This is a genomic window from Clostridium estertheticum, assembly GCF_011065935.2.
Lineage (GTDB): Bacteria > Bacillota > Clostridia > Clostridiales > Clostridiaceae > Clostridium_AD > Clostridium_AD estertheticum_A.
Map to the genome: position 1 here is coordinate 1,403,070 of NZ_JAAMNH020000001.1, position 20,753 is coordinate 1,423,822.

General features: G+C 32.6%; 22 protein-coding genes. 19 read left to right on the forward strand and 3 right to left on the reverse strand.

Going from position 1 to position 20,753, the window contains the following annotated elements; translation table 11 throughout:
• Positions 1-5: 5 nt before the first annotated feature.
• The 9 genes from G9F72_RS06475 to G9F72_RS06515 all read left to right on the forward strand — a co-directional run bounded on the left by G9F72_RS06475 (position 6) and on the right by G9F72_RS06515 (position 9,655).
• A complete protein-coding gene (locus G9F72_RS06475; RefSeq protein WP_164956528.1) occupies positions 6-1,025 on the forward strand; it encodes a substrate-binding domain-containing protein in 1,020 nt (339 codons plus the stop codon).
• A 248-nt stretch (positions 1,026-1,273) separates the two neighbouring features.
• Entirely contained in the window at positions 1,274-2,257 is a 984-nt protein-coding gene (locus G9F72_RS06480) for a uroporphyrinogen decarboxylase family protein (RefSeq protein ID WP_164956529.1), read from the forward strand.
• Positions 2,258-2,371: 114 nt separating this feature from the next.
• Positions 2,372-3,853, forward strand: a complete 1,482-nt coding sequence (locus G9F72_RS06485; protein ID WP_164956530.1) for a sugar ABC transporter ATP-binding protein — start codon at positions 2,372-2,374, stop codon at positions 3,851-3,853.
• A gap of 1 nt (position 3,854) precedes the next feature.
• Positions 3,855-4,835 (forward strand): ABC transporter permease, encoded by a 981-nt coding sequence (locus G9F72_RS06490; RefSeq protein ID WP_224675995.1) that lies wholly within the window; start codon positions 3,855-3,857, stop codon positions 4,833-4,835.
• A gap of 87 nt (positions 4,836-4,922) precedes the next feature.
• Complete coding sequence (locus tag G9F72_RS06495; RefSeq protein ID WP_164956531.1) at positions 4,923-5,966, forward strand: uroporphyrinogen decarboxylase family protein; 1,044 nt, start codon at positions 4,923-4,925, stop codon at positions 5,964-5,966.
• A gap of 21 nt (positions 5,967-5,987) precedes the next feature.
• The gene (locus tag G9F72_RS06500) at positions 5,988-6,134 is read left to right on the forward strand and encodes a hypothetical protein (RefSeq protein ID WP_224675996.1); all 147 of its coding nucleotides are present in this window, start codon (positions 5,988-5,990) and stop codon (positions 6,132-6,134) included.
• A gap of 2 nt (positions 6,135-6,136) precedes the next feature.
• The gene (locus G9F72_RS06505; RefSeq protein WP_164956533.1) at positions 6,137-6,445 is read left to right on the forward strand and encodes a B12-binding domain-containing protein; all 309 of its coding nucleotides are present in this window, start codon (positions 6,137-6,139) and stop codon (positions 6,443-6,445) included.
• Positions 6,446-6,563: 118 nt separating this feature from the next.
• Positions 6,564-6,974: a hypothetical protein gene (locus G9F72_RS06510; RefSeq protein ID WP_164956534.1), complete on the forward strand. Its 411-nt coding sequence runs from the start codon at positions 6,564-6,566 to the stop codon at positions 6,972-6,974.
• 203 nt (positions 6,975-7,177) lie between these two features.
• The gene (locus tag G9F72_RS06515) at positions 7,178-9,655 is read left to right on the forward strand and encodes an ASKHA domain-containing protein (protein ID WP_224675997.1); all 2,478 of its coding nucleotides are present in this window, start codon (positions 7,178-7,180) and stop codon (positions 9,653-9,655) included.
• A 161-nt stretch (positions 9,656-9,816) separates the two neighbouring features.
• Here G9F72_RS06515 and G9F72_RS06520 read toward each other — a convergent pair whose 3' ends face one another.
• Positions 9,817-10,071 (reverse strand): hypothetical protein, encoded by a 255-nt coding sequence (locus G9F72_RS06520; RefSeq protein WP_164956535.1) that lies wholly within the window; start codon positions 10,069-10,071, stop codon positions 9,817-9,819.
• 239 nt (positions 10,072-10,310) lie between these two features.
• Here G9F72_RS06520 and G9F72_RS06525 point away from each other — a divergent pair, with 239 nt between their 5' ends.
• Both G9F72_RS06525 and G9F72_RS26935 read left to right on the forward strand, forming a co-directional pair.
• Positions 10,311-10,943 carry a B12-binding domain-containing protein gene (locus G9F72_RS06525; RefSeq protein WP_164956536.1) on the forward strand — a complete coding sequence of 211 codons (633 nt, stop codon included), beginning with the start codon at positions 10,311-10,313 and terminating at the stop codon, positions 10,941-10,943.
• A gap of 25 nt (positions 10,944-10,968) precedes the next feature.
• Positions 10,969-11,100, forward strand: a complete 132-nt coding sequence (locus tag G9F72_RS26935; protein WP_263486783.1) for a hypothetical protein — start codon at positions 10,969-10,971, stop codon at positions 11,098-11,100.
• On the opposite strand, the gene G9F72_RS27560 is transcribed toward G9F72_RS26935, so the two are convergent.
• Complete coding sequence (locus G9F72_RS27560) at positions 11,077-11,427, reverse strand: AraC family ligand binding domain-containing protein (RefSeq protein WP_164956537.1); 351 nt, start codon at positions 11,425-11,427, stop codon at positions 11,077-11,079. The genes G9F72_RS26935 and G9F72_RS27560 overlap by 24 nt on opposite strands.
• Before the next feature lie 213 nt (positions 11,428-11,640).
• On the opposite strand from G9F72_RS27560, the gene G9F72_RS06535 reads away from it, so the two are divergent.
• The 8 genes from G9F72_RS06535 (at position 11,641) to G9F72_RS06570 (ending at position 20,018) form a co-directional block, all read left to right on the forward strand.
• A complete protein-coding gene (locus tag G9F72_RS06535) occupies positions 11,641-12,687 on the forward strand; it encodes a uroporphyrinogen decarboxylase family protein (protein ID WP_164956538.1) in 1,047 nt (348 codons plus the stop codon).
• A 508-nt stretch (positions 12,688-13,195) separates the two neighbouring features.
• On the forward strand, positions 13,196-14,458 hold the full coding sequence (locus G9F72_RS06540) for a PocR ligand-binding domain-containing protein (protein WP_164956539.1): 1,263 nt from the start codon (positions 13,196-13,198) through the stop codon (positions 14,456-14,458).
• A gap of 30 nt (positions 14,459-14,488) precedes the next feature.
• Positions 14,489-14,800 carry a DUF6951 family protein gene (locus tag G9F72_RS06545; RefSeq protein WP_164956540.1) on the forward strand — a complete coding sequence of 104 codons (312 nt, stop codon included), beginning with the start codon at positions 14,489-14,491 and terminating at the stop codon, positions 14,798-14,800.
• Positions 14,801-14,917: 117 nt separating this feature from the next.
• Entirely contained in the window at positions 14,918-16,273 is a 1,356-nt protein-coding gene (locus tag G9F72_RS06550) for a uroporphyrinogen decarboxylase family protein (protein WP_164956541.1), read from the forward strand.
• Between the two features lie 15 nt (positions 16,274-16,288).
• On the forward strand, positions 16,289-16,579 hold the full coding sequence (locus G9F72_RS06555; RefSeq protein WP_164956542.1) for a thioredoxin family protein: 291 nt from the start codon (positions 16,289-16,291) through the stop codon (positions 16,577-16,579).
• On the forward strand, positions 16,566-17,657 hold the full coding sequence (locus G9F72_RS06560) for a GTP-binding protein (protein WP_164956543.1): 1,092 nt from the start codon (positions 16,566-16,568) through the stop codon (positions 17,655-17,657). Before G9F72_RS06555 ends, G9F72_RS06560 begins: the two co-directional genes overlap by 14 nt.
• Before the next feature lie 161 nt (positions 17,658-17,818).
• Positions 17,819-18,937 carry a hypothetical protein gene (locus G9F72_RS06565; RefSeq protein ID WP_164956544.1) on the forward strand — a complete coding sequence of 373 codons (1,119 nt, stop codon included), beginning with the start codon at positions 17,819-17,821 and terminating at the stop codon, positions 18,935-18,937.
• Between the two features lie 811 nt (positions 18,938-19,748).
• Positions 19,749-20,018: a DUF5110 domain-containing protein gene (locus G9F72_RS06570; protein ID WP_224675998.1), complete on the forward strand. Its 270-nt coding sequence runs from the start codon at positions 19,749-19,751 to the stop codon at positions 20,016-20,018.
• Here G9F72_RS06570 and G9F72_RS06575 read toward each other — a convergent pair.
• Positions 19,981-20,478 (reverse strand): hypothetical protein, encoded by a 498-nt coding sequence (locus G9F72_RS06575; protein ID WP_164956546.1) that lies wholly within the window; start codon positions 20,476-20,478, stop codon positions 19,981-19,983. The genes G9F72_RS06570 and G9F72_RS06575 overlap by 38 nt on opposite strands.
• Between the last annotated feature and the right edge of the window lie 275 nt (positions 20,479-20,753).

Here is a 20,753-nt window from a genome sequence, read left to right on the forward strand (position 1 = left end):
GGAAAATGAAAAAGGCAGTTACTATTTTACTATCATTGTGCATGGTCATATCTCTAACAGCATGTGGTGCAAAGCCTACAGCAGGTGAAGCTTCTAAAGAGGTTACTACACCAAAATCACTTACCGTAGCAGGGGTTGTTTTCCAAGAAGATCAATTTATGAAGATGTTATCTTTAGGATATCAAGATGCAGCAAAAGCAGCAGGGGTAAAATGCTTAACAGGTAATACAGCAAATGATCAAGCAAAAGAAGCTGAACTTATTAATACTTATGTATCTCAAAAGGTAGACGGACTTGCAATTTCTCCGCTAAATCCAGACGCATCTATTGCAACACTAAAAAAGGCAAGTGATCAAGGAATGAAAATATCTATAACAAACTTACCGTTAACAAATGCTTCATTTGTTGTAGGTGGATTCTCATCTGAAAATAAGAACCTTGGTGCAACAAGTGGTAAAGCCGCTGCTAAGTTCATAAAAGATAAATTTGCTGGAAAAGCTAAAATAGCTATTCTTCAATTTAAATCTCAGCTTGCGCAGCAAAGCGCTGACCGTGTAAACGGATTCCTTGATGAAATTAAAAAAGTAAATCCAGACGTACAAGTTGTTGCGGATCAAGATGCATGGCTTCAAGATAAAGCAGTTGCAACTGCTGGTGACATTTTGACAGCTAATCCTGATGTAAACATTATATTTGGCGCAAATGATGGTGGTACAATTGGTGCAACTATGGCTGTGAAGAATGCAGGGAAAGCAGGAAAATGTTTTGTATTTGGTATAGATGTAGGAGATCAACAATTAGCTATGTTAAAGGATTCAAATAATATTTTGCAAGCAGTAACAGGCCAAGATCCTTATGATATCGGTTACAAAGCTATGGAATTACTTATTAAAAATTTAAAAGGTGAAGATACAAGTGCAAGTAAAGGTAAGTTAGTTATAATTGACGGTTTACTTGTAAGTCGTGATAATCCAGACGGTATAGCTAAGTTTGAAGCTGATTTAAAAGCAAAAACAAGTAAATAATTAATAAAAATAAATTCATATATTTTAATACATGAGGTTGCTACAAACTTAGTGAGCTGTAGCAACTTTTATGTTATTAAAGAAGATGTTAGGTGGTAAATATTAGTCTATTGGAAACTGACTTAAAAATATTTGAAATGGTTCTGGTTCATTAGGCCACAGGATACGAAATTACCTGTTTATAAGCATTTTAGAGTATATTTCAAGCCTTAATTAAACCACTAAAATTAATAATTAGGGGGAGTAAAATGAACAGTAAAGAAAGAGTTATAAGGACAATTCAATTTAATAATCCTGATAAGATACCTGTAGATTTATGGGTTTTGCCAGCTGCATTTTTACAATATGGAGATAAGCTGCAAAGATTAATTGATGAAAAAGACATAGATTTTGCAAGAGCTATTTATAATGATCCAACTTACGATGAACGAATATATAAAATAGGCACATATAAAGATGTTTGGGGCTCAGTATGGAAAAATGCGCAAAATGGAATAGTAGGGGAAGTAAAAGAATATCCCTTATCAGATTACAACAACCTTAAAAATTATAAGTCTCCGATAGGACTCTTAAAAGGTGGCTTTGAAGAAACAGACTATTTTATTAAAAGCCACAGTGATAAATTTATTTTAGGTGGTTGGATAAGTATTTTTGAAAGAATGCAGTTTTTAAGAGGAACAGAAAATTTGTATATAGATATAGCTGAAGAAAGCGATGAATTATACCTTCTTCGAGATATTGTTGTAGATTACTATAGAGAGTATTTAAGTCAGTGGCTTGAACATGATGTGGATGCTATTTGCTTTGGCGATGACTGGGGTAGTCAGAGAGCATTATTAATATCTCCTAATTCGTGGAGAAAGATATTTAGACCTGTATATAAAGAATTATTTGATATAATTAAGGCAAAAGGTAAATATATTTTTTTCCACAGTGATGGTTATATTATGGAACTCTATCAGGAATTTATAGATATGGGTGTTGATTGCATAAATTCTCAGTTATGGTGCATGGGAGTTGAAACTGTTGCAGAAAAATTTGCGGGTAAGATTTGCTTTTGGGGAGAAATCAGCAGGCAAGAAACTCTCCCAAAAGGGACGCCAGAAGAAATAATAGAAAAAGCTAAAATAATGAAAGAATGTCTTTATTCAAATGGTGGTCTTATTGGGGAAAGCGAAATAGGTAAAGATGTGCCATTTGAAAATATAAAAACTGTACTTAACTGCTGGTAAAATTAGGGGATGTTATGATGAAAACAATACCTTCTAGGGAAAGAATGATAACTGATCTTAGTGATTACTATGATTATTTTATGTGATTTATAATAAAAATGTGAGGTGATAAATATGAGCATATTAGAAACTCGAAATATTACTAAAAATTATCCAGGTACTATTGCTTTAAACAATGTATCTGTTTCATTTGAGAGTGGTAAAGTGCATGCGCTAATTGGGAAGAATGGATCAGGAAAATCAACATTATTAAAAATTTTTTCAGGGGCTATAGAGGCTACTTATGGAGAAGTGTTAATTGATGGAGTATCTGTTAAATTTAAGGATCCGAGAGAGGCATTTTCAAATGGTATAGCCACTGTTTATCAAGAACTAAGTCTTATACCAGGTTTATCTGTAGCTGAAAATATTTTTTTAGGTAGGTTGCCAATGAAAGGAAAATTTGTAGATTGGACAAAAACCTATTCTATGGCAGATGATCTTCTTAATGAACTAAATATTAAACTCTCTTCAAAGGAATTAATCTCCAATCTTAGTGTTGGACAGTGTCAAATGATTGAAATTGCTAAAGCTATGAGCTTTAAACCTAAAGTCTTGCAACTTGATGAACCAACATCCTCATTAGCAAGGCATGAAGTTGAATCCCTTTTTAATATAATACATGACCTAAAGAAAAAGGATGTTATTATTATTTATGTATCCCACCGTCTTCATGAACTTTGGAAAATAGCTGATACATGTACTGTGATACGTGATGGGAATTTTGTGGATACTGTTCAAATGAGTGAAACCAGTCATAAAGAAATAATAAACATGATGTTTGGTGACATAGAGGTTCATACAAGGCCAAAAGATTTACAGGTTTCCAATGAAATTGTACTTAAGGTAGAAAAACTTAGTAGAAAAAATAAATTTGAAGATATTTCTTTTGAACTAAAGAAAGGTGAAATACTTGGAATAGCAGGTATGCTTGGTTCCGGTCGAACTGAACTTTTAAAATCAATTTTTGGAGCGGATCCGTTTGATAGTGGGGCAATTTATTGTAATGGTAAACAAGTAATAAATCCTACACCAAAAAAAATGAAAAAGGCAGGTCTTGCATTAACTCCAGAGGACCGTAAAAGAGAAGGTCTTATTCAAATTCATAGTATAAAGGATAATTTATGCGTCGCAAGTCTTGATTTAATATCAAAACGGAATATTATAGATAAACATATACAAAATAAATTTGTAAATAAACAAGTTGACGATTTGGATATTAAAGTTTCGAGTGTTGACTATATAGTTTCGTCTCTTTCTGGTGGTAACCAACAAAAGGTTGTTGTTGGAAATTGGTTAAATACAAGTCCAAAGGTAATGTTATTTGATGAACCTTCTCGTGGCATAGATGTTAAAGCTAAACAACAAGTATTTGAAATAATATGGGAACAGTCGCGTAAAGGAATATCTAGTATTATGGTTTCATCAGAACTTGAGGAGTTATTAGAAGTCTGTCATAGAATAATAATTATTAGTGATGGACGAGTTAAAGAAGAATACAAACCTGAAGATCTAAAAATAGAAGATTTATATTCATTATGCATGGGGGGAGAATAATTTGAAATTAAATAGGATTAATATAAAAAAGATTACAAATAATTATATGCTTGAGATTATACTATTAGTAATAATAATAGCAATGACATTTGCTTCATCAGGCTTTTTAACTGCAGGCAATTTATTAAACATATTAAGAAATATGTCATTACAAGGTGTAATAGCTTTTGGAATGACAATGGTTATCATTGCAGGAGAAATAGATCTATCAATTGGATCCACAGTTGCTCTAAGTGGAGTTATTATTGGAATGACTTCAGGATCATTAAGTAAAGCAGGAATAATGTCTATGAATCAAGCTGTAATAGTTGGTATTCTATTAGCCTTTATATCAGCTGGTTTAATTGGTTTATTTAATGGTTGGCTTCTCACCAAATTTAAAATGCCTTCATTTATTATTACGCTTGCAATGATGAATGTTGTGTATGGACTTGCCGCTGTGCTATCTAAAGGTTTTCCCATTACTACATTACCAAATTGGTATAATGTACTTGGTGCTGGTCAAGTATTTGGAGTAATTCCAATACCAGCTATAATACTTATTATTGTTTTTTTAATTATCTTTTTTATAATGAATTATACTGTATTTGGAAGGTCAGTGTACGCAGTTGGTGGCAACCCAGAATCAGCACGTCTTTCAGGTATTAATGTAACAAAAGTAAAAATTATTGTTATGGTAGTAGTACAGCTTTGTGCAGCATTAGGTGGTATATTAGTTTCTTCACAAGTTATGTCAGGCTCTTTTTCATTCGGTAAAGGATGGGAAATGACTGCTATATCTTCTGTTATAATTGGTGGTGCCAGTTTATTTGGTGGTACTGGTAAGGTTTGGGGTACATTCATAGGCTTAATATTCCTTGGTGTTATAATTAATGCCATGACACTTATGAATATAAATGAATATGTTCAATACATTGTTCGAGGACTTTTAATTCTTGTAGCTGTACTTATTAATACTATGCAAATTCCAAAGAAAGATTAATTAAATCTATTTTGAGATGAGAGTTATATGGGTGATTTTTCCTTAGGAAAACGATAAATGTTTTGTTAATACAAGGAGGGAATTAATTTGAATTCAAAAGAAAGAGTTAGAAAAGCAATTATGCATCAGCAACCAGATAGGGTACCTACAAATTTTGAGTGTGTAGAGTTCGTTATGAATAAGATACTTAAACATAATGGATTTAGCGATCGTGAACAGGTATACCAAAAATTTGATATCGATATGAGAAGTATTGAGGCAACTTATATTGGCCCTGAACTAAAGGTAGTTAAAGGAAATGGATATGAAATTAAGGATAATTTCTTGGGTTTTAAAACTAAGTCACATTGGACAGGTAGAGATTATAACGAAGTAACTTGCTTGTATCCTTTTGATACTATGGAAACTGTGGAAGAAATTAATAACTTTAAATGGCCATCAGCAGATTGGTTTGATTATGAAAGTATAAAACGTCAATGTGAGAAACATAAAAATAAAGCAATAATAGTTGGACATGAAGGACCTTTCCAAGTTGCTACTTTTTTAAGAAGTATGGAAAACCTATTCATGGATATGATTTTAAACCCAACGTTTGCACATAGAATTTTTGACCGGTTGGTTGAATTTGAATTAGAGTATTATGAAAGGATACTTATAGCAGGGGACGGGCAAATAGATATTTTGAGACCACATGATGATTATGGAACACAAATCAGCTTGTTATTTGGTATGGATATGTGGAAAGATTACTTTGAAGAAAATACTAAAAAACTTGTTAAGTTAGCACACAAATATGGTGCCTTTTATCAACAACATTCTTGTGGTGCAGTAAGACCTGTTATACCTGCATTAATTGATTGTGGAGTTGATATATTAGAACCTTTACAAAAGGTAAAAGGATTGGAACCTGAGGGTCTTAAGAAAGACTTCGGAGATAAAATAGCTTTCCATGGTGGAATAGATACTCAAACTATTTTGCCTTTTGGAACACCTGAAGAAGTTGCAAAGGAAACCAGATACTATATAGATACCCTTAATGTTAACGGAGGGTATATATTAGCAAGTAATCAGTGGTTTGAGGGAGACGTTCCAATGGAAAATATTGAGGCATTGTACAATTCAAGATTCTAGAAAAAAATATTAATAAAAAGTATGTTTTCTTTGCAATATAGAAGCTATGAAAAGGTTTATATTTGTATCATAGTAATAAAAGATATGATTTTAGGAGGAATTAGTGACATGGATTTAAAAGAACTTTCACTATTTGTACAAAATGGTAATGCTAAAAAGGTTAAGTAATAATGATGTTTAAGGGAGCAGGTATCGAGGTTTATGATTTAGGTACTGACGTTACGGCTGAAGCCTTTGCAAATAAAGCAGAGGAAGTAGGGGCACAAATAGTTTGTCTTTCAGCTCTTTTGACAACAACTATGCCTGCCATGAAAGAGATAATTGACGAGTTTACTAAACGTGGAATTAGAGAAAAATATATATTTATGATTGGTGGAGCACCAATTACCACTAATTATGCAAAAGAAATAGGGGCAGATCATTATACAGCAGATGCTGCAACTGCTTCGGAAGTAGCAAAATCATTATTGGTTAGCTAGCAAAATTTTCTGATTTGTAGGATTTTCAGATATAACTGGTAAATTAGAAAGTCTCAAGAAGAGAACTTTATGGGGATACTTCACAAATTAATTAAGTCTATTTTGAGGGGAGATTGACATGGACAATGATTTAGAACTGTTAGATTGTAAAGAACCAGGTTATAATCCGATACATAATTTTGAATCTTGGATTGTAGCTATTTTAAATTATGAAGATCAGGTGGATAAGTTAAAACTTAGTACATTAGAGCGTCATAATCTTACGGATGAAATATTTGTTTTACAAAAGGGAAAGGCTTATCTTATAATAGGTGGTATAGAAAATTTACCAATTAATATAAAAACAATATATATGGAAAAGGATATAGTTTATAACGTTAAAAGGAATGCCTGGCACAATATACTTATGAGTGAAGATGCTAGAGTTCTAATTGTAGAAAATAACAAAACAGGTCCTGCTAATTCACAGTATATAAATATTGAAGAATCAGAAAAAAATAAAGTTTTGTTGAATATAAGTAAGTTATAATAGAGTGAGATGCATAAACCGTTAAAAATAGTATTAAGAAAAACGGTTTATGTCCTAAAGAAAAAAATTCTAATGGATTTGAAGACTTATACAATGTCAGAAATAGAGTTGTCTAGATATTGTCGTGAGAAAGGAGAATATACGCAGAGGATATTAAAAAAATGGCGTATAAGCTGTATAGATGCTAAGGGAGTGCTGATATAATGAGGATTAGAACAGAATTTGATTTAAATATAGAAGAAGATGAAATAATAAGATTATTTGGCTATAAGGATTCGGAACCTGGGGAAGAAGTTTTAAATTCTTTAAGAGAAGAGATAAGAAATTGCAAAACCTATATTAAATCTCAAATATGGTCTGAAAAAATAAATATTAAGAGTATAGAAAAAGAAAGAGTTATATTAGATAATTCCATTGTTTTTGAAGGTGAATTTATTGTTAATAAACTAAAGGGTTGTAGTTATATAATAGTTTTAGTTTCTACTATTGGAGTGGAAATTGATAAGGTTATACAAAATGCCTTTGATGATGAGGATTATTTAAAAGGTATGATTGTGGACAATATTGGGACAACCTGTGTGGGGTATATAAATAAAATGTTTTGGAATAGTCTTGTGGATGATCTAAAAGGGACTAATATGGGGATTACCCAAAGGTTATCCCCAGGTGATACAGCTTGGCCTGTAAATGAGCAAAGGAAAATATTCGATTGCTTTAAGGAAACAAAGCTCAACGTAGAATTATTAGAATCTTCGTTGATGATTCCTTTTAAATCAACCTCAGCAATTTTTGGATTTGGTGAAGGAATTGGAATCAATAAATCAGAGCATATTTGCACCGAATGTAACATGCAAAGCTGTAGCTATAGGATGGATAAAAATATTGAAATAAGGATTAAAACTGATAATAACATTAGTGTCATAAAAGCTTTTAAAGGACAAAACTTACTCAAAGCTCTTATTGAAAATAATATTATTGTTCAAAATCCTTGCAATGGCAAAGGAACCTGTGGAAAATGTAAGGTTTTAATAACTCATGGAACTCGACAAACCAGTAAAGCTGAGACAGCTCATTTAAGCATTCAGGAGATAGAAAAAGGTATCCATTTGGCATGCTCATACAAAATAGTTAATGATATAGAGCTAACGGTTATGTCTAAGGAAGAAAATATCTATGTACTAACAGCGGGGCAAGATTTTGCTGTAGCGATTAAGCCTTCTTTTAAAAAAGAGTTTTTAAAATTAAAGGCCCCTAGCATCAATGATCAAAAAGATGATTTGTATAGACTAAAGGATGAGCTGCAATTAAAGAAAATAAGTATTAGTAGTAAAACAATATGCAATTTAAGTGACATTATTAGAAGGGATGATTTTAAAGTTACAGCTTGTATATATGAAAATACAGTAGTGACATTAGAAAGTGGAGATACTTCCGATATATTATATGGAATGGCAGTAGATATTGGGACCACAACAATAGCATGTTATTTAGTGGATATGGTAAGTGGACGAACTGTAGATATAGCCTCCCAGGTTAATAAACAAAGAACCTACGGAGCGGACGTAATTTCAAGAATTAATTTTACAATAGAGAATTCAAATGGTGTACAAGTTTTGAAAAGCTTAATAGTAAATCAAATAAATGAAATGGTAGAATCACTATGTTTAAATAATAATTTAGCAAAAGAACATATCTACAATATGACAATAGCCGGAAATACAGTGATGATTCATATGCTTTTAGGAATTTCTTGTATAAATATATCTATGGCACCATACATTTCCGCATTTACAGAGAATATAGATTTTAATGGTGAAGATATTGGAATTAATATAGGTGGTATAGCAAGTATTTTACCAGGTATTTCAAGTTATGTTGGAAGTGATATAACAGCAGGAATATTAGCCAGTGGAATGATAGAATCTGAAAAATACACCATTCTTTTGGATCTTGGTACGAATGGTGAGATAGCGCTTGGAAACAATAAAGGAATTGTTGCCTGTTCAACAGCTGCAGGCCCGGCCTTTGAAGGTGCCAATATTACATATGGTATAGGTGGAGTGAAGGGTGCTGTATCAAAAATTGATTTTTCAAAAGAGAAAATATACAAAACAATTGGAGATGAATTACCCATAGGGATATGTGGTTCTGGGGTACTTGATGTGGTCTCTGAATTGCTTAAATATAGACTTATTGATGAAACTGGTAGAATGGCTGATGCTGAAGAAATTACAGATACAATTTTAAGGAAAAGACTAGTTACCATTGAGGGAATGAAACAATTTCTTATTGCAGAGAATGGAAAGAATAATTATCCTATATATTTCACTCAAAAGGATGTTAGAGAGGTACAACTTGCAAAGGCAGCAATAAGTGCAGGTATAAAAATATTAATTTCTGAGAAGGGCATAAGCTATAAGGAAATAGAAAAAATATATATAGCCGGTGGTTTTGGCAACTTTATGGATATAAATAGTACAACCAACATTGGAATGTTGCCTAAAGAGCTAGAAGACAAAGTCTACTCTATTGGTAACAGCGCTGGCAGCGGTGCTAGAATGTATTTATTGTCACAGGAGCAAAAGGAAAAAGCATTACAAATAAAAAAAGCTACCATATATATAGAATTATCTAATAGGGCAGATTTTCAAGAGTATTTTATGGATTCAATAATGTTTTAACAGGGGGACAATTTAATGTACTTACAAAAGTGTAATTTAGATGAAGAAACATTAATAGATAATCTTATGCAATAATTTTAAAGAAATTTCAAAATCAGTTGTTATTATTAGTATTTGAGAATATTATTTCTCACTTTTCTTATTGATAAATTTTAGAAATCTTAATTGATTTTCTTCATTATACATTTAGAAACTTTTTTGTAAGTTTTCATTTCAAATTTTTTGTCTTCCTCATACCAAATTTCATTTGCTTCTTCTTTATTTATTTTACTCTTTATTTTCTGCACTTGAATCACCACAGTTAACTTTGCATTTGCAACTATTTTTGAAAGAAGCTTTAACTGATGAATTTTATGGGTTAGATTAATATTGGAGAGGAATCCGTTTCCTGCTTGATAATTAGATATATTAAGCATTGTCAAATGCTTGCTGTGGTTAAGATTGCGTTAAATCTAGTATGCGCGGGATATATATATATCTTGACATAAAGGTCAACTTGATGAAATTCTAGATGATGAGAATAAATTTACTAAGGGTTTAACTACATTACAATAAAATATTACTAAAAAGTATAAGTTTATTACAATACAGAAGTTATAAAAAGGATTATATTTGTATAATAGTAATAAAACTAAAATTTTAGGAGGAATTAGTTATGGATTTAAAAGAACTTTCATTATTCGTACAAAAGGGTAATGCTAAAAAGGTTAAGGAATTAGTTAGTTTAGGTCTTGAAGAAAATATGAGTGTTGAGGAAATATTAAATGATGGTTTAATATCAGCTATGGGTGAAGTTGGTGTAAAGTTTAAGAATAATGAAATTTATGTTCCAGAAATGTTAATAGCTGCCCGTGCTATGAATGCTGGAATGCAAATACTTGAGCCAATTCTCGCAGCGGCTGGAATTAAAGCAATAGGTGTTGCAGTGATAGGAACTGTTAAGGGAGATTTACATGATATTGGTAAAAACCTTGTTAGAATGATGCTTAAAGGAACAGGTATTGAGGTTTACGATTTAGGTACTGATGTTACACCTGAAGCCTTTGCAGATAAAGCAGAGGAAGTAGGGGCACAAATTGTTTGTCTATCAGCTCTTTTGACAACAACAATGCCTGCCATGAAAGAGATAATTGACGAGTTTACTAAACGTGGAATTAGAGAAAAATACGTATTCATGATAGGTGGAGCTCCAATCACAACTAATTTTGCTAAAAAAATAGGAGCAGATTATTATACAGCAGATGCTGCAACAGCTGCTGAAGTTGCAAAGTCATTATTGGTTAGCTAGTTCAAATTCGAAGGAAAGATTAATAATGACAGTTATGACCTATCCAGGACTTGCTATAGTTAATAAAAATATTATGGATGTCATTACAAATGGAGAAAATCAAGCAGAGTATTGTAATGTAAAACCATTAATTTCATTGGTATTTCCACCAAATTAAAAAGTGTAGTTTAAATCGTATTGAGAGAACATGTGGGTTAGCTTTGCCAAAAACAGTCAGGAGTGATTTTGAATAATTAAGTATAAAAGTGGATTCCTCCATTGGCATTTCACTATCAGAAACCTGACTGTGCATTACATAGGGACCAGTGATATAAAACTCTCCTTTATTTACTGTGAGATCGGTATCTTGAATATTTATATGTCCCCTTCCAATAGGGATTATGTGAAAATCAAAGCCCGAATGACAGTGATTCATAACAGACCAGTCACTGCCTGCCTCTAATTTTGCAAAACTGATTACATTAATGTTAATACAACCTATCATTATATTTAAATTTACATTTTCAAGGTATTTTATGATTTTTTTTCATGATATCCCTCACTAATGTTATTTTTTCTTAATAAAATGTCATTATTTATCAACTAATATTATATAGAGTTATTCTATAATATATTTAAAGAAATAGATACTAGCTGAATGTATGGAAAAAAATGAGAAACCATTAATTTAAAAATAAAAACTGCAGGAGGAATTTTGATGAATTTTAAGCCGGATTATAACAATATGATTAAAGCCGCACGGAACATTAAACCAGACAGAATGCCATTATATGAACATATTATATGTGTGGAGATAATGGAGAAAATATTAGGCAAAAACTTTGCTGATTTGCTCAAGGGTAATAGAGATGAAAAAAAAGAGTTCTTCAGGAATTATACTAACTTTTTTAAGACTATGGGATATGATACTGTGAGTTTTGAGGGGTGTATTACTGAGATATTACCTGGGGGTGGCGCACTTGGAAGACAGCAACCTGGTGTAATTAAAAATAGAGAGGATTTTAAAAAATATCCCTGGGAATCAGTGCATGAAATATACTTCAATACCTTTGGCGAAGATTTTGAAGTACTTGGAGAAGTGATGCCGGATGGAATGAAGGCTATAGGAGGTGTTGGAAATGGAGTTTTCGAATGTGTTCAGGATTTAGTAGGATACATGGATTTATGTTATATATCAGTTGATGACCCTGAGCTTTACGCAGATTTATTTGAAAAAGTGGCATCAGTAATGAGAAGTATATGGTCAACTTTTTTGAGGAAATATGGAGATATATACGCTGTGTGCAGATTTGGAGATGACTTGGGCTTTAATACTTCAACATTAATATCCGCAGAGGATATTAAAACCCATATAATACCACAATATAAATCTATAGTTGAAATGGTACATAGCTATAATAAACCTTTTCTGCTTCATTCTTGTGGAAATATATTTGACGTAATGGAAGATATAATTAATATTGCTAAAATTGATGCAAAGCATTCTAATGAGGATGGGATAGCTCCATTTTCAGAATGGGTAGAGAGATACGGTAATAGAATAGGAAATTTTGGAGGTATTGATACAGATACTCTTTGTCAGCAAAGTCAAAATACAATTAAAGAACGAGTAAAAGAAGTAGTAGGATATTCTATAAACAAGGGTGGTTTTGCATTAGGCTGCGGGAATTCTATACCTAATTATGTACCGGTTGAAGGTTATCTTGCAATGGTAGAAATGGGTAGGAAGCTTAGGGGAGAATAACAAATTAATTAATGCTGTTAAAGCCGCAGTCAACAGGACTGTATATACCTAGGCATACTCTGCGTTCCAAGAATATAAATTCGGTTCACAGGGTATGCCTTATCTATGTTTACTCCTCAGCTATATTATTACTAACAGGTAAAACTTAGAAATTTTAAAATAAAACAGCATAATATTAGGTGCTTGTAGAACTACGCTGGCATAATTCCATTCTACCCAAAGACCCTTGTATTTTTGTTCACACAAGGTGTAACTTTATCATTTAGCTCAATGAAGTTAGAGCTATTTATATTAAAAATGAAAGTAAAAAAACCCCTAAAACAATATAGGGATTTTGTAATATATTGTGATGAGTATAGGTTATATTGTACGTAGATTGTTAGGAGCGCGGATGTAATTGACTTCAAAATAGATTTTGATTTTACTATTGAAGAAGATGAGCTTGATATTAATATAGGTGGAGTGATTAGCCTTTTACCCGGAATCTCAGGTTAAGGAGGAAAATTTAATGTATCTACAAAAGAGTAGTTTAGATAAAGAAACTTTAATAGATCATCTTAAAACCTATAATAAGTGTACTGGTGTGTTATGTTTTAATATTGATGAATTTGGTGAAACAATTCATTCTGAGGGAGAACCTTGTCAGTTTTGTATTAAATTCAAAGAATTAAGTCGAGAAAGATGTACCTGTAGCCAGTCACATCTTTATGCCAGCAAGCAATCAGAGAAAATTGGTGAGCCATATGTATATTTTTGTCCTAGTGGATTAGTCCACTTTGCAACTTCTATCGTTATTGGTGGGGTTTTTAAGGGAGCATTAATAGGTGGACCTATAAGAATGAACACCTCTGATGATTTTATGGTAGAGGATTTAGTTAAAATATACAATTTTTATGAGGATAGTAGGGAAATATTACAAAACTATGTTAAAAATGTACCTATTGTTGAACCTGGAAGAGTTAGGTATTTGGCAAAATTACTAGATATTATTTCAAAGGATATAATGTTTGAGGAAAGTATTATACTTTCCGAAAGAAAAAAGTTCTACGCTGAGCAGGCGGCAATTAATGAGGAAATACAAAATGTAAAATATAAAGACTATTCTGAACACATCTCAAATTACTATCCTGTAGAACTGGAAAAAGAACTGCTATCTAGAGTTAAAGTTGGGGATAAAAAAGGAGCAAAACTCATATTAAATGAGCTTCTAGGACATGTTTTGTTTAACGATGGTAGCAACATTGAAATAACTAGAGCCAGAGTGTTAGAGCTTATGATCGTACTTTCTAGGGCCGCAGTTGAGGGCGGAGGGAATCTGGAAATGGTTTTTGGACTTAATTTCAAATATTTAAGTGAGGTGTCTTCATTAAACAATGTTGAGAGACTTTGTCAGTGGATAATAAAAGTATTGGATACATTTAGTGAATGTATATATAATGTGGAGAATATTAATAATGTTCATATTATACAAAAATCTATGGAGTATATTAATGATAATGTTAGTGACAATATATCCTTAAATAGTGTAGCTGAATATGTTTATTTGAGCCCATCTTATTTTAGTAGATTATTCAAAAAAGAAATGGGCATAAATTTTATTGATTATCTAAATATGGTGAGAGTTGAAGAAAGCAAGAAATATTTGACGAATTTGAAGAGCGCATTAAGTGATATAGCTCATACTGTTGGATTTACAGATCAGAGCTATTATACGAAAGTATTTAAAAAAATTGAAGGGATTTCTCCAGGTCAATATAGGAAGATGACTTAATAAATATATCTATTAATGGAGGAGGTAAATATGAGCGTAGTTAATATTAATCCAGGTATTTGTGGGCTAATCTCTAAAATTATTATAGAAACTGAAGATATGCAGGAAGTGATCATTAAAATTGAATCGCTATGTCCATATATCATGGAAATGGCTAAGGAGATACAAGAAATTGACGGCTTTGTAGAATGTTTTGCGAAATTTCAAGATTCTAAAGTTTATAATGCAGCACAGAAGTATAGTAAGCATGTTGCATGTCCTGTTCCTTCCGGAATAATAAAGGGTATTGAGATAGCATGTGGGTTAGCTTTGCCTAAGCCAGTCAAAATAGATTTTGAATAATTTCATCACAATAAAATATTACTAAAAAGTATAGTCATATTACAATACAGAAGTTATGAAAAGGTTTATATTTGTATCATAGTAATAAATAATAAGAGTTTAGGAGGAATTATATATATGAATTCAAGAGAATTAGTTTTAGGAGCGTTGAAAAATGAAGAAGTTACAAGAGCTCCTTGGGTGCCTTTTGTAGGTTGCCATGGTGCAAGTTTAATTGGAGTAAACTGTGAGGAGTATTTTAAGTCAGTGGATAATATGGTTAGGGGTGTTACTAAGGCTTATGAACTATACAGGCCAGATGGACTTCCAGCATTATTTGATTTACAGGTTGAGGCGGAGGCTATGGGCTGTAAGCTTCAATATTCAGAAAATAATCCACCAGCAGTTACATCACATCCTCTTGAAGATGGAATAGAGTTAAAGGATTTGAAGATTCCAACAGAACTTGATGGAAGATTTCCAATAGTTTTAGAAGCTACAAGAAAAATTTGCAGCACCTTAGGTGATAAGATTGCTATCTATGGACTTATAACAGGACCTTTTACCTTGGCACTGCATTTAAAAGGTACAGATATATTCTACGAAATGATGGATGAGCCTGAAAATATTCAAGAGCTTATGGGTTTTTGCCTGGAGGTTTGTAAAAATACTGCAAGAATGTATATGGAGGCAGGAGTAGATGTAATTGCAGTAGTAGACCCTATGGTTTCTCAGATATCTCCTGAAAATTTCGAATCATTTGTTTCACCATATATAACCACCTTGTTTGAGTATATAAAGGGAAATGAAAAGCTGAGTTCTTACTTTGTATGCGGAAACGCCACAAGAAATATAGAACCTATGTGTAAATGCAAGTCTGACAGTATTTCTATTGATGAAAACGTTGCACTTGATTTTGCTAAAGAAATCTGTTCAAAGTACGGTGTATCTTTAGGCGGAAATATAAAGCTTACAGTTACCATGCTGTTTGGAACTCCTACGGACAATATTAATGATGCAAAAAACTGCTTACAGATAGGTGGAACTAAGGGTTTTATCCTTTCACCAGGCTGTGATATGCCTTTTAACACACCGGTTGAAAATGTTAAGGCTGTGACTAGTGTAGTTTACGGGGAGGTTTCAGAGTTCCTAGGAGCAGAGGGAAGTCTTGCAGATATAGATGTGCAGCTTCCAGACTATAAGAATGAACTTAAAGTAATTTTAGATGTTATAACTCTAGATTCAACTTCTTGTGCTCCATGCCAATACATGGTAGAAGCAGTTAAGGCTGCGGTTAAAGGACTTGAGGACAAGGTAGAGTGGAGTGAATACAAGATTAAGGAAAAAGAATCTGTAGTTAGAATGATTAAGCTTGGTGTTCAAAATATACCTACTATATGTATTGATGGAGAGATTAAATACATTAGTATAATCCCATCTGTAGAGGAATTAAGAAAGTCTATATTGGAAGTATTGAATAAAAAAGGATTGTAGAATAGGAGGCGAAACATGAGAGTGAAAATAGTTGTAGTTTTGCTGCAAGATCCATGTTCTGCCTGTTTTATTATAGGTGGACTTATGAGAGAAATGTTTGATAAACTGCAAAAGAAAATGGAAATTATTGATGTTGAATATAGGTGGCTTGAAAACTTGAAAAATCTCCACAGTATAGAAGGCTTAGAGGTAGAGAGTTTTCCAGCTATAATTATAAATGGAGAGCAGATAACCGCGGGAACAATACCAGATAAAAGAGAAATAATCAAAAGAATTGAGTGGGAGAGTGAGAATGGTGAGTGCTGAATTAATTGTTGTAGGCGGATTTTTAGGTGCAGGTAAAACAACTTCTATACTAAGTATAGCAAAATATCTTATCAGTTCAGGGAAAAAAGTTGGTATAGTTACTAATGACCAAGGTAGTGACTTAGTTGATACAAATTTTTTAAAAGCTTCCGGCATGACAGTACTTGAGGTAACTGGGGGCTGCTTCTGTTGCAATTTTGAAGAGTTTATAAATAAGGTACAAACCTTAGCAGAAAATGAAATGCCAGATGTGATTTTAGCTGAACCAGTGGGTAGCTGCACAGACTTAATTTCAACAATTTTCAAACCGATAGAACTAAAATACATGACAAAAGTAATACTAAGACCTCTTTCCGTAGTGGTAGATCCAAAGCGAATTAAAAGACTTCTAATAGAAGAAAATTCAGGCTTTCATTCAGAAATAAATTATCTATTTAGAAAACAGCTAGAGGAAGCGGATATAATTGTTTTAAATAAAATTGATTCTTTAGTCCAAGAAGAAATAAAAAAAATTACAGATTTTATTAAAATTAAATTTAAATCTGCTGATATAGTTTGTGTTTCGGCAAAAAATAATTTGAACATAGATGGATGGATCAACACAATTTACGACGTGAATGCCACAAAAGCAAGAACCTTAGATATTGACTACACAATGTACGGAGATGCAGAGGCAAGGCTTGGATGGCTCAACTTAACAGCTAGTTTAGTTGCAGATGAAAATGTTAATATAAGCAAGCTTATAGAAAAAGTTATGATTGAGTTGAAAGATGAGTTCATAAAAAATAGTTTTGAAATAGCTCATTTAAAAATCTACGGAGTTTCAGAAGATGATTGGTGCAAGGCAAGTATAACCACTATTCATGAGGAATTGGACTTCAGTAAAAAAGCTGAGAAAACTTCTTCAAGATGGAATGTTATAATCAATGCTAGAATTGATGCCAAGCCTGAGGTTTTAAAGTCTTCATTAGAAAAGATATTCTTTAGGGCAGTTGAGACAGAGAATATGAAGAGCGTAGAGTTAAGCATGGAATGCTTTAAGCCGGGAAAGCCTAATCCAACTTATAGAATGGCATAAAGTATGATAAAGGCATTTGTTATAAATTAGCACACAATTCATTGATGATTTTATATAAGGAAGAAAAAATGAAAGCTATTCTTCATGACATTACATTGATTTATGAATGTAATTATTCAAGGTGGAATTTAGGTTATTTTAAGAAATAAGGGGTGGAAAATATGAGTAATGCTAGAGCAAAAGTTATTGATGAAATTAAAAATAGGGTACAAGATTTGAATTTAAAGCAAGTTACAATTGGTATTGATGCTTTTATTGATAAAATTCAAAGGGTTGTAAAAAGTCAAACTGAAGAAAGGGAATGTGTTTTCTTTAATGATATTGGAGAATTTGGAGCACATTTAATTACTAAAAAGGGCATGAGTTGTGGTATTGAAGTTAGAGAAAGATTTACGAAACTAGGGGGAAATGCTCCTATAATGGCAAATGCACTTGGTAGTTTAGGTGTAAAACTTAATTGTGTGGCAGCAATGGGCTATCCGGAAATCCAACCAATTTTTAAAGAAATTTCTTATAATTGTACTTTACATACTATTGCCAACCCAGGATATACCACAGCATTAGAATTTAATGATGGCAAAATCATGTTATCTCAAAGGGAAGAACTATTAGAAATTACATGGAGCAGTTTAAAAAATTTACTTGGAATGGAAAAATTAAATGAATTTATATGCAAGGGAGATTTAGTAGGGCTTGTAAATTGGAATGGAATAAAACAATCAAATTCAATCTTTAGAGGGATATTACAAGATGTTTTACCAACTTGTGCTCCAAGCAAAGTGAAAGTAATTTTTTTTGATTTAGCTGATTGTTCAGAACGTAGCAAGGAAGATATTTGTGAAGCAATAGATTTAATAAGACAATTTGGAGACTATTTTAAGGTTATTCTTGGATTGAATGAAAATGAAACTAATTTGGTTTATAAAGCACTTAAATCTGAAAGGGGGAATAAAGATTTATTGACTATAGGTGATGAATTGTACAAAGAGCTTAAAATTGATGCATTAGTTGTACATACTCATAAAAGTTCTATTGCTTGGCATAAAGACGGAAGAAGTCAAATTAGTAGTTTATTTGTACAAAAGCCTAAGTTGTCCACAGGTGGTGGTGATAATTTTAATGCAGGGCTTTGCTTTGGTCAATTATTAGGCTTAAATTTTGAAAGTTCTATGTATATAGCAAATGCAACATCTGGCTATTATGTGAGAAATGGCAAGAGTCCTAGCATTGATAATTTAATTCAAACCCTAGTTGAGTGGGACGATTTGATGGAACAGTAATCCCTTCATTTTAAATAGTATATAATAAAATATTCTGAAAAGACATTGATTTTTAATTTGGGAAGTGTTTAATTTAATTAGCCTATCATCTATATATGTTAATCCTTATTTATATCTAAAGCAACATTGTCAATGCTTAATCAAATGCACGACGGCTTAAAATTCAAAAATGAGAAGCAACCTCGGTCGCAAGCTCCTTCGAAAAATTCCCCGGCAGACTGAGCGAAAACTATCAATAATTGTCCATTTATGGTATAATATAGTTAGAAGTGCGAGCTGCGAAGCGGCACGCGAAAGCGTGAAGTTTCCTCTTAAAAAGTAGAAGAAATCTATTTTCATTAGTAAGTTATTAACATATAGTAGGAAAATCCTATCAGGTAAGGTCTAACCAACTGCCTGTACCAAGTCCTTGGAGTTGAAGCGGTAACGTCAGATTTAAGCGTAGGATAGGGAGCAAACGAGCCGAAACAAAAGTGAGGTTATTGAGCCACAAAATTATTATCTAAATGAAGAGGTCGATACTGTGTTTACGGTAGCAGACAACATTATATACATCGTAGTGGTTAGATTTATATAACTCTTCCGGAGTCTGAGTGCTTGGCGAGTTTGATGATAAATGTGTTAATAGAACAGCTGAGGTCCTATAGTGTCTGAAATAAATCAGTATGCAAAATCAAGTAAGGGAACGAGCAAGACTAGCAAATGTATTATAGGAAGTCCGACTAATTCATAGTACCATAGAAACCTATGAAAGTAGGGGGAGGGAAGGGATTAGCACAACATAGACCAATTTATGTTCGGAAGCTCAATTATGTCAGCACCAATCGTAGAAAAGGACAAACATCCAGAAGGAACTATGCCTCTTTATATTAAGGAGAATTCCATAATTCCTACCCGTGAAGTTCAGCAGAAAACAGATGAAAAACCACTAACTAACCTTATACTTGATACTTACCTTGACGAAAAGGCTAACTATTCATTTTATGAAGATGATAATAATACCTTAGATTACAAGGAGAGTGGAGAGTTTAATATAACAAACTTCACAGTAGCAAAAAAGGTAATAAGCCGGGAGTTGTAGTTGGCGCTTTTTCACCTTTTTTTCCTTTTTTAACCTTGTGTTTACGTTTCTTCTGTTTTTGTGGTTTAAAGTTTTTATCATTAGATGCCCAAAGACGTTTAAAGAAGTCGTAGAAGGTGCCAACCCCAGGAATATGCCCAGGCTCAAAGCCACTAAGAATAGCGTAATATGGTACTCGTTTCATTTGATTAACCCATTCCGTAATGCCTATTTCAGGGTTGGTCATGAGGAAAAGAAGAAACGAACGAAGCATTGAAGCTGGGTCACGAGGCTTCAGACCCTTCGGGTCATAAGAATCTTGAAGCAAAGTAGTCAGGTAAGATAAGTCAATCATCCAAAATTTTGCGACAAGATGCCAGTCACTATTGACGATAACGAAGATGCCACCAGAATAGTGAACTCGGAGACGTTCAAGAACAGAATCTTGATAAATAGAATGTGAATTTAGTACAGGGTTCATATAAATACCTCCCATAATATTCAAAAAGGAAAATTTACACCTTTTTTAGCAATTATGGTGGCATTTTGAAAAAGTCAAGTGTTTTCGAGGAAAATTAGAAATATATTTGACCCTGACAAATTCCCATTTTGTATATATTAAAAACAAAATTCCTACCATAAAAGTAGGAGGAATGAACTAAAAGTATTTCAAGGGAAACCTTGAAACGCAACCCTCGGAAACAGAAACTTGCATACTTAAACCAAGAGAATGAATTTCTAAAAAAAATATTCAGA